The sequence below is a fragment of the Flavobacterium sp. genome (assembly GCF_050696275.1).
Classification (GTDB): domain Bacteria; phylum Bacteroidota; class Bacteroidia; order Flavobacteriales; family Flavobacteriaceae; genus Flavobacterium.
In genome coordinates this window covers 1-9,725 of the sequence record NZ_JBOGUT010000052.1, presented here as the reverse complement: position 1 = coordinate 9,725, position 9,725 = coordinate 1, and the positions used below count along the sequence as shown (strand labels likewise).

The 9,725-nt window shown below is 37.0% G+C and carries 10 protein-coding genes; 6 read left to right on the top strand and 4 right to left on the bottom strand.

The features are described 5' to 3' along the window. Window positions 1–192: 192 nt before the first annotated feature. The 4 genes from ACRDEC_RS16665 to ACRDEC_RS16650 all read left to right on the top strand — a co-directional run bounded on the left by ACRDEC_RS16665 (window position 193) and on the right by ACRDEC_RS16650 (window position 3,426). Window positions 193–465: a hypothetical protein gene (locus tag ACRDEC_RS16665; protein ID WP_431499501.1), complete on the top strand. Its 273-nt coding sequence runs from the start codon at window positions 193–195 to the stop codon at window positions 463–465. Window positions 466–1,202: 737 nt separating this feature from the next. Further along, window positions 1,203–1,706 carry an endonuclease V gene (locus tag ACRDEC_RS16660; protein WP_431499500.1) on the top strand — a complete coding sequence of 168 codons (504 nt, stop codon included), beginning with the start codon at window positions 1,203–1,205 and terminating at the stop codon, window positions 1,704–1,706. A 195-nt stretch (window positions 1,707–1,901) separates the two neighbouring features. Further along, window positions 1,902–2,396: a M15 family metallopeptidase gene (locus ACRDEC_RS16655; protein ID WP_431499499.1), complete on the top strand. Its 495-nt coding sequence runs from the start codon at window positions 1,902–1,904 to the stop codon at window positions 2,394–2,396. Then, window positions 2,389–3,426, top strand: coding sequence for a patatin-like phospholipase family protein (locus ACRDEC_RS16650; RefSeq protein ID WP_431499498.1), 1,038 nt, complete (start codon window positions 2,389–2,391; stop codon window positions 3,424–3,426). Before ACRDEC_RS16655 ends, ACRDEC_RS16650 begins: the two co-directional genes overlap by 8 nt. A 61-nt stretch (window positions 3,427–3,487) precedes the next feature. On the opposite strand, the gene ACRDEC_RS16645 is transcribed toward ACRDEC_RS16650, so the two are convergent. Together ACRDEC_RS16645 and ACRDEC_RS16640 are read right to left on the bottom strand one after the other, a co-directional pair. Next, the gene (locus ACRDEC_RS16645; protein ID WP_431499497.1) at window positions 3,488–3,946 is read right to left on the bottom strand and encodes a hypothetical protein; all 459 of its coding nucleotides are present in this window, start codon (window positions 3,944–3,946) and stop codon (window positions 3,488–3,490) included. A gap of 170 nt (window positions 3,947–4,116) precedes the next feature. Further along, window positions 4,117–6,138, bottom strand: coding sequence for a M1 family aminopeptidase (locus ACRDEC_RS16640; protein WP_431499496.1), 2,022 nt, complete (start codon window positions 6,136–6,138; stop codon window positions 4,117–4,119). 332 nt (window positions 6,139–6,470) lie between these two features. On the opposite strand from ACRDEC_RS16640, the gene rnpA reads away from it, so the two are divergent. Then, complete coding sequence (rnpA, locus tag ACRDEC_RS16635) at window positions 6,471–6,848, top strand: ribonuclease P protein component (RefSeq protein ID WP_431499495.1); 378 nt, start codon at window positions 6,471–6,473, stop codon at window positions 6,846–6,848. Window positions 6,849–6,931: 83 nt separating this feature from the next. On the opposite strand, the gene pckA is transcribed toward rnpA, so the two are convergent. Beyond that, window positions 6,932–8,557: a phosphoenolpyruvate carboxykinase (ATP) gene (gene pckA, locus ACRDEC_RS16630; protein WP_431499494.1), complete on the bottom strand. Its 1,626-nt coding sequence runs from the start codon at window positions 8,555–8,557 to the stop codon at window positions 6,932–6,934. Between the two features lie 69 nt (window positions 8,558–8,626). Next, complete coding sequence (locus ACRDEC_RS16625) at window positions 8,627–9,013, bottom strand: DUF423 domain-containing protein (protein ID WP_431499493.1); 387 nt, start codon at window positions 9,011–9,013, stop codon at window positions 8,627–8,629. A 112-nt stretch (window positions 9,014–9,125) separates the two neighbouring features. Between ACRDEC_RS16625 and ACRDEC_RS16620 the strand changes: the two genes are divergently transcribed. Continuing rightward, window positions 9,126–9,725 (top strand): saccharopine dehydrogenase C-terminal domain-containing protein (locus tag ACRDEC_RS16620; RefSeq protein WP_431499492.1); only part of this gene is annotated, 600 nt, incomplete at its 3' end.

Here is a 9,725-nt window from a genome sequence, read left to right as displayed (position 1 = left end):
TTAGATGCAAAATTGTAAGCAGGGTTTTTTCTGTAGTCAAAAGACGAACTCCATTTATAAACACTTATAAATTTGCATCTTAATTTTTTAATTAAAGTTGTTTTTTATCATAGAATGCGCTATCGGGGTACTACTCAATAGTACTAGAGAAAAGAAAAATTAAAATTCCAAAATAATTAAAAAGAAAATATCATGTTAAAACAAGAATTAATAAAAAAAGTAAAAGCGTATTTAGAAAAAGAAAAAATATCTTCGGTTGATAATTCTGTTGAATATCTGGCATTAAAAGAAAATGTACTTCAAAAAGATGGTTCAAAGAAAAAAATGCACGTTATTGGGTTTCTAGCAGATTTTAATAAAGATAGTGTTGATGGAATTAAAGGCTGCTCAGTTTACATTGATGCTGAAACAAACAAGCTCTCTTTCATTGTCACACCTCATTATATGAGCGATATTGAAGATTAATTTTTAAAGCTACTTTCGGGTAGCTTTTTTATATTATAAATTTGTAAAATCCTGCACCTGATAGCACTGATTTTCTCCCGAAACCTCGGAACCGTGTCTATAAAAACAAAAACTGCAATCACGACTGATTGCAGTTTTTTATTATGTTTAATACAAATTAAGAAATCTCTTAATAGTATTAATTGGATCGTTTTGAAGTAACTTGTGGGCTCGGATTGTACTCGAGCGAAGCGAACTGACGAAGTAAATCCGTGCCCACAAAGATTCAAACGAGTAAAAACAGCTACCCGATAGCGAGGGTTTTAATTTGAAAAGATCCGTTATATTATTTTGTTCCATTTGTGTCAATTTTTTTAAAATATTTTTTTTAACACAGTTTTTGTGGCAAAACTTGTGGAATTATTTTTTTTGCCACAGAAGTTGTGGTATTTTTTTTAAAGCAAAAATTTTACCACACATTTTGTGGTAAAATTTTCTGTTCGCTTTTTTTAACACAGATTTCCCCCAGCTGTGCAAAAGTTTCCCGACTTTGAGTTATAATTAAAAGCAAAAGCTATAGCAGTTGTGTTATAGCTTTTGCTTTTAATATGTTTCCAAGTTTGACCCCGATAGGCGGATTTGCACCTGAGGCTTTAGACGAACTGACGAAGTAAATCCGCCATCAGGGATAAATTTTAAAACTCCTTCCGGATGACTTTTTTATATATAAATTTACCCAAGCCTAAAAACCATTCTTAATGATCCTAGCAATTGATGTTTATTACAAAGAAGCCCAAGCTAAAACAGTTGGTGTTTTATTCGATTGGGAAGATGACGAGCCTCAAAAAATCATCACTTCTGTTATAGAAAATGTTGAAGAATATGTGCCTGGTCAATTCTTTAAAAGGGAATTACCTTGTGTTACCGACTTGCTCAACAAACTGGATTTAAATACAATAGACTTAATTATTGTTGACGGGCATGTTTTTGTTGACAATCAAAACGCATTGGGATTAGGCGGTCATCTGTACGAAAGCCTTCAACACCAAATTCCTGTGGTTGGCGTCGCCAAAAGAAGCTTTCACAATACCGAAAAAGTAAGTTTTCCCGTTTACAGAGGAAAAAGTGGCGTTCCTTTATATGTTTCCTGCATAGGAATAGAAATCGAAAGTGTAATTGAAAATATCAAAAACATGAAAGGTGAATTCCGTCTGCCTGCAATTTTAAAAATAATGGATCAGGAAACGAAAAAAGAGAACTAATCCCCTATTCAGAAATCTTCAGCAGGAACAAAATGTAAATTAAATCCCTTCTCAAAAGCAAAAACTGCAACCCAAAAAGCTGCAGTTTTTTAATTTCCCTAAACTTCAAAAAATTATTTGTATGATTATTTTCTTCTTATGATTTGTATTATAAGATTATTTTCTTTATCTTTGTTATATTAAAAGACTATAATCATGGATAACTATACGAAACAAAAAATCAACAGGCTTCACCCGTCAATACAGGCTGAAGTTATCACTATCGTCAACGAATGCAATACCGCGCTAAAGGGAAAAGCGAAGATTCGCATCACACAGGGGTTTCGTACTTTCGAAGAACAAAATCTTCTATACAATCAGGGCAGAACACATCCGGGTAAAAAAATAACCAACGCCAAACCTGGTCAATCGATCCATAATTATGGCTTTGCAGTCGACATCTGTCTGATCATTGAAGACAAGATTGCTTCTTGGGACACCGCAAAGGACTGGGACAATGATAAAATTGCCGACTGGTACGAATGTGTTAAAATTTTTGCGAAATTTGGATGGGAATGGGGTGGAAACTGGAAAAAATTTAAAGACCTTCCTCATTTCGAGAAACGAGGGCATAACAATTGGCGGAAACTGATCAAACTAAAACAAGATACAAACGGATATGTCATCCTGAAAAAAGAATATTATGCCTAAGAAAATACGAATACTAAGCCTGGATGGCGGTGGAATACGAGGTATTATTTCCTGTGTTATCCTAAAATATATTGAAGAACAATTACAGAAACTGGATCATCCCGATGCTAAAATTGGTGATTATTTTGATCTTGTGGCCGGTAGCAGCACAGGTGGTTTACTAGCCGCGCTCATCCTGTTTCCGGACAATTCCAAACGATCTAAGTTTTCTGTCGAAACGGCCTTGGACCTTTACGCCAAAAAAGGAGACACTATTTTTAATGTTTCGTTTTGGAATCAGGTGCTCAATCCTTTTGGTCTTTTTAATGAAAAAATATCGCAAAAAAGCCTCGAAAAACAACTGGACGAAGTCTTTGGCACATTGGAACTAAAAGAACTCGTAAAACCTTGCCTAATTACGTCATATGACATCAATTCACGCAAGGCGAAATTTTTCTGTAGCCACGAAGCACATTCGCCATTGGAAAATTTCTATGTAAAAGACGTTTGCCGAGCCACCAGCGCAGCGCCAACCTATTTTGAGCCAGCCAAGGTAAAATCATTGTACCAACAAGAATTTACTTTAATCGACGGTGGTGTTTATGCCAACAATCCTGCACTTTGCGCTTACGCTGAAGCCCGTAAAATTGCTTTTACCAAAGTACTCAATGATCCGGAAAAAGTAGATTTTCCAAGTGTCAATGATATGATTATCGTATCCATCGGAACGGGTCAGGTGCTAAAGCCGTATACATACAAAGAATTTGAAAATGCCGGAAAAATAAAATGGATTAGCCCTTTGATTGATATTCTGCTTACTGCCAATGCCGAAACAGTCGATTATCTGTTAACCAAAATGTACGAAACATTAGGACCTAGAAACCAGAAGAATTATTATCGGATTATGCCTGATTTGAAAAACGCTTCACCGGAAATGGATGATACTTCCAGAAAAAACATCTTTGAACTGATTCAGGCTGGTCTTTTTTATGTCGATGAAAACCGCGAGGCTTTATACGAAATCGCAAAGAAACTGGTGAAACAAAAATAAACGGACTGCCTTTCTCTTCTGGAAAGGCGGTTTTGTGGTATGAGAGAACGAGTATTCCTTCTCATTTTGACGTGATTTCAACGAGATCCCAAGTTTCCCAAACGACATTTTTTAATTTTTTAAATACTGCCGAGTCTTTGCTTTTTTCCAACTCTTTGAATAAATCATGCATTTCTCCACGCATTTCAGGATATTTATCGGTTACCTCCAACAAGTTTTTCCATGAATCGATATGTTGGTTAAATGATTTAGAAAATTCTTTCGGACATCCTTCTGTGCTTATTTTCTTCATCTTATCAGTATAATTGGAAATAGTCTGACTTAGAGAAAGTTTCTGACATTCTTTATTTCTGATTTTCCCGATTGAGTCATCAATAGCAATTACCTTATCCACACAAGCTCTTTCAGCTTCTGATATTTGGTTTTGTTGCTGAAAGCGTTGAATACTCCTGTCGCAGGATGACAAAAAACAAACGGTTGCAATGATTAAAAACAACCCTATTACCTCTCGTTTTTTCATTTTACAGCTATTTAATGCAGCTTTTATCCCTTAAAGTTACGAATTTATAGCAGAATAAATAGTGTCTCTTTTCTTAAATAAAAGACAAATACAAACTTAAATTTGTTTTTAAATAAAAAAAGGGCAATAACCATCCAACTGATTATTGCCCTTTACAACGCTGCAATCAATTATTGTTTTAAAATCTTAGTCGAAAATTGCTGTCCTCCCTGACTAAAATGAAGAATATAAATCCCACTGGCAAAATCATTTCCAAAAGAAACGGCTTCTTCAGTAGCAATATTTTCCTGATGCTTCACAATCGCCCCCAATTCATTTACCGCATCCATCACAATGGGAGTTTTCTGATCTTGAGAAACAAACCGAACAGTAAATTCGCTGGTACTCGGATTTGGATAAATCACTGTTTTAAAGGCATCCTCTATTTCTCTTTCGGCAACTACATCCAAAGATTGTCTTTGCGTTAAAGTCGAATTAAATGTCACTGACCCCGTAGCAATAGTTACATTATCGGGATCAAACTGCACAGTACTTGGCGTAAAAGGAAGGTTGATGGTAATTTTATTAGTTCCTGTACCTGTACCCATCGTCCCATTTCCTGCAATTGATAAGTTGCCGCCGTTATCATACAAAACGATGTCTTGTGCTGTTCCGGAACTGTTTTTTACTCTAATTGCAACTGGCATCCTAAAGTAAGTAACGTTAGAATTAGAACTTCTGGTCTGAGTCAGTTTTAATGTGATGCTAGTGCCCACGTTGTTCCATTCTACGGCATAACTCGGCGTACCTACTCCATTAACCCAATCCGTAAAAAAATCAGTCAGATTGGCTCCGCCCAATGCGGTTTCGAAATGTTGCCTTAAATTATCTGTGTTTGCTGATTTATACGCTAGATTAGGATCAGCAATATAATTACGGGTAGCCTCAAAGAATTTAGTATCTCCTGACAATGTCCTCAACATCGAAACAATCATACCTCCCCGATCGTAAACGGCTGTGGTGTTAGGGCCTGTCCATACATTATTCGAATTACTTACATTAGCAATATACACAGGTACAGTTGTGGTTCTCGCCGAACTTTTCATTGATGATCTTCGGGATAAAGCACTTTGTCCCAATGATGGAATTTGCTCTGCTGCCAATACTTCCATATAGCTGGCAAATCCTTCATTCAACCATAAACTATTCCAAGTCTTGCAAGTCACAGCATCTCCAAACCATTGATGAGCCACTTCATGAGCTATGGTCGACCAGCTGGTCAGTCCGCCGGAACTTAATCCGATATTGGTCTGATGTTCCATTCCTCCTGCAAAACCGAACTCATACACTCCGAATTTTTCGTTTTTAAAAGGATAATCTCCAAATTTGCTTGTAAATAACTGCAATTCTAATTTACAGAAATCCAAAGCATTCAGTATCGAAGTGTAGGAACTTCTGTTGAATAACTGGTAAATAACCGGCACACTTGTCGTTCCTATGGTCACAGGAGTTCTGTTGAATTCCGTAAATTTGGCCACACAAACACTCACAAGATAGGAAGCTACAGGATACTGATGTCTGTACGTGTATTTTGTACTGGTCCCACTAACGACAGTTTTAAACAATTTCCCTTGAGTGGCAACTTTAAACGCCGAAGGAGCGCTCACGGTAATATCCATAGATTCAATTTTATCCTGCATATCTGCTTTACACGGCCACCAATCCTTGTCTTCATACGATTCTGACAAAGTGTAAATATAATTACTGCCATTGTACGATGTTTTTTGATAACCCAACGCCTCACCGCTTGCAGCCGGAGGAACTCCTCTGTATGAAATGGTTACGGAATCCAAAACATTGTTTGCCAAAGGGCTTGGAAGTGTTATGGTCAGTAAATTGACATTGCCACTGGAGGGAAATGATTTGGAAATTACACTTCCATGGTATTTAACGACTAATCCTGTATTGTTAAATGACGTTTTATTCAAATCGAAGGTGATGGTGCTCACATTCGAAGCCTTGGTTAAAAATTTAGTAGTCACTGTCCCACGGATGTATTTGGTCGAATCAGGATTAATCCTCCAGTACACATTGTGGTGTTTGATATCGATATTTGCCCCGGACCCACTTGTCCCCGAAGTCTGCGCCATGACTGGCGTTGTGGCGGCTCCAGCCAGAAAAAGCAGGAGGCTTACATTTTTAAATACTTTCATATTAAATTGGTTTTTAAGTTGTTACAGATAAAAGTAAATAAAAAAATATTATTCCGAATATTCTTACTATTTATTTTTCATCCAAAAAAACTGAAAATCAACAAATTACAATCAATATGCCCTGAAATATGCGGCAAAACAGCTATAAAAACAAGGTATGAGCCATGTCGAAAATCGCCAATCAAATTATCCATCTCCTATCAGTATTTATCCCTCAATCAGAATAAAAAAGTACTCTCATGAACAAAGACAAATATTGTAACTACTGAAAGAAAACCTTCTGTAAACTATCATTTTCATTTCGGGATTCAACTTTGTATCTTTGCCCTGAAATGAAGAACACGTATCCCAAACAAGAAAAGCTCAAAAGCAAAACCACTATCGATTTACTTTTTTCGGAAGGAAAGTCTGTATCCAAATATCCGTTACGACTGGTTTATGCCCCAATCTCGCTTGAAGATGGGCAGAAGTTGAAAATGGGCGTTTCTGTGTCTAAAAAGTATTTTAAAAAAGCTGTAGACAGGAATTATTTCAAAAGGGTACTGCGCGAAACCTACCGACTCAACAAATCATTGCTTTTAGACCATATTGACAAGCCGTATGCTTTGATGTTTTTCTATCAAACCAAAGACCGCCTGACGTATCAGGAAATCAACGAAAAGACCGTACAACTCTTCGAAAAATTTGTTGCTTCCACAAAAGAGGAGTAGTTAATACCCATAAGCAGATGAGGTTAAACAAAAAAAGAGCCACTCTAATGAGCAGCTCTTCTATTTTTGAATTAATTCCTTTTTTATAATTGCGGTCCGGCGTTTACTAGTTTTTTACCTTCTTCATTGTCCGTGTACTGAACAAAGTTTTTGATAAATCTACCAGCAAGGTCTTCAGCTTTTGTTGTCCATTCTGAAACTTCTGTGTACGTGTTTCTTGGATCTAATATTTCAGTATTTACGCCTTCAAGTGCTGTTGGTACTTCAAGATTGAAGATAGGCACAATTTGAGTAGCTGCATTTTCTAAAGAACCATCTAAAATTCTATCGATGATAGCGCGGGTATCTTTAATCGAAATACGTTTTCCTGTTCCGTTCCAACCTGTGTTAACCATGTAGGCAGTAGCATTATGCTCTTCCATTTTCTTTACTAATTCTTCTCCGTATTTTGTTGGGTGCAAACATAAGAATGCTTTACCAAAACAAGCAGAGAAAGTAGGCTCAGGCTGTGTAACACCACGTTCTGTTCCTGCCAATTTAGCAGTAAACCCAGACAAGAAGAAATACTTAGTCTGTTCCGGAGTCAGCTTCGATACTGGAGGCATTACACCAAAAGCATCGGCAGTTAAGAAAATAACTTTAGTTGCATGACCTGCTTTAGACACTGGTCTTACAATATTGTCAATATGGTTAATCGGGTAAGAAACTCTCGTGTTTTGAGTAACTGAACCGTCTTTGAAATCTATTTTACCGTTAGCATCTACAGTAACGTTTTCCAACAAAGCATCTTTACGAATGGCGTTGAAAATATCCGGCTCGTTTTCTTTGCTTAAGTCAATGGTTTTTGCGTAGCATCCACCTTCAAAGTTAAAAACACCGTCGTTGTCCCATCCGTGCTCATCATCACCAATCAATTCACGCTTAGGATCTGTAGATAAAGTTGTTTTTCCTGTTCCTGACAATCCGAAGAAAACAGCAACATCACCGTCTTTTCCTTTATTGGCAGAACAATGCATTGACGCCATTCCTTGCAAAGGCAAGTAGTAGTTCATCATAGAGAACAACCCTTTTTTCATTTCACCACCGTACCATGTTCCGCCAATTAACTGGATTTTTTCAGTTAAATTGAAAGCTACATATACATCTGAATTTAATCCGTGAGCAGCGTAATCTTTAAAGCTGGTTTTAGAACCGTTCATCACCACAAAGTCCGGCTCTCCGTATACTGCTAATTCAGCATCTGTAGGACGGATGAACATGTTTTTTACAAAATGAGCCTGCCAAGCAACCTCAACGATAAAACGTACTTTCAGTCTTGTGTTCTCATTGGCACCGCAAAAAGTATCTACTACAAAAAGTCTTTTTCCGGACAATTCATTAACTGTAGTTTCTTTTAAAGCGTTCCAAGTATCTTGAGAAATAGGCTTGTTGTCGTTTACCGCTTTATCTGAAGTCCACCAGATGGTATTTTCTGTTACTGCATCCTTAACAATGTACTTGTCTTTAGGAGAACGACCAGTAAACTCACCAGTCATTACATTTACCGCGCCAAGCTCGGTTAATTGTCCTTTTTCAAAACCTTCCAGCGAAGGTTTTAACTCTTCCTGATATAATAGATCGAATGAAGGATTATATACAATTTCTTTAACGTCTTTGATTCCGTATTTTTCTAACGAAATCGATTTCGTAATTGGGGTGTATGTTTCCATAAATAACTAGATGTGTTGTGTACTAATATTATCGGCAAAAGTATAAATTTATTTTAAATGCTTCACAGATTATGCCTTTTTTGTGATTACGTAGTAAAAAACCATTGACCATGAGATTATTAGCAACAACCCGCCAATAGGAGTTACAGGGCCAAGGAATTTAAAGTTGATTCCGGTAAGCGCACTTGTGGAAAGTAGGAAAATAGAGACCGAAAACATCAAAATTCCAGACAGGGTGAAATAATAAATAAGATTCTTCTGTTTTGGCAAAAGTAGTTGTGTAGTTCCTGTAAACAACAGAAACAAAGCATGATACATCATATACCTTACCCCTACTTCGAATGAAGACAGCTGATCTGCCGTCAGAACTTTCTTTAGTGCATGCGCTCCAAATGCCCCCAAAACTATCGATACAAATCCGAAGCATAATGCTGTGAGAATGATTTTCTTTTCCATCAAAGTTTTTATTCAAAGGTACTACATGGTACTTGATTTTGGAAGTTTAAAAACATTTGTGTGATAAAATATAACATTTTACTACATTTGTGTGATTTTTTATAAAACAAAAATGAGAAATGTATTGATAATTGGAGCAGGACGTTCGGCTTCATCGCTTATAAAGTACCTTTTGGAGAAGTCAGAAAGTGAAAATCTACACCTGACTATTGGCGATTTATCTTTGGAGTTAGCCCAAAGGAAAACTAAGAACCATAAAAATGCTACTGCAATCGCTTTAGACATACATAACGAAAACCAGCGCAAAGAAGAAATCCAGAAAGCGGATATTGTGATTTCGATGTTGCCGGCCCACATGCATATTGAAGTGGCTAAAGACTGTGTCGCTTTCAAAAAACATATGGTAACAGCCTCTTATATCAGCGATGCTATGCAGAGTTTAGATGCTGACGCCAAAGAAAATAATCTGGTTTTTATGAATGAAGTTGGTCTGGATCCTGGAATTGACCACATGAGTGCGATGAAAATCCTGGACGAAATCAGACACCAAGGAGGAAAAATAATCTTGTTTGAATCTTTTTGCGGCGGATTAGTTGCTCCGGAATCAGACAATAACCTCTGGAACTACAAATTCACCTGGGCACCAAGAAATGTTGTACTTGCAGGACAGGGCGGTGCCGCAAAATTTATTCAGGAAGGCACTTACAAATCC